The organism is Stenotrophomonas sp. GbtcB23, from assembly GCF_019091045.1.
GTDB classification, from domain to species: Bacteria; Pseudomonadota; Gammaproteobacteria; order Xanthomonadales; family Xanthomonadaceae; genus Stenotrophomonas; species Stenotrophomonas rhizophila_A.
The window spans coordinates 1-272 of sequence record NZ_JAGXKC010000403.1; the positions used below are offsets into that span (position 1 = coordinate 1).

Sequence of the window (272 nt, forward strand, 5' to 3'; positions counted from 1 at the left end):
GGGATCCCGTCCTCATCGTGCAGGAGCCTCGGGCGCTACAGAAGAGCGAAGGTGCGCTGGGTTACGTCGAGTTGGTGGACTGGGGGGCAGCCGCGATCGCAGCTACGCAGGAGAAGCTGCTCGGCAACGATTTCCTCCAGACTACGTTGGCGGTGCGCCTGCACACGGCCGACAGTATTCTTGCCGACTTCGAGCCGCGTGCCCAGTGCATCCACGGCCTAAGCCTGTACGACCTGGAGCGCAAGGCCTTGGCCGACTGCGACCTTATTGTC

The 272-nt window shown here is 63.6% G+C and carries 1 protein-coding gene; it reads left to right on the forward strand.

Going from position 1 to position 272, the window contains the following annotated elements:
- Nucleotides 1-272: hypothetical protein (locus KVS69_RS19570; RefSeq protein WP_217539671.1), on the forward strand; the 272-nt coding region annotated here is incomplete at both ends.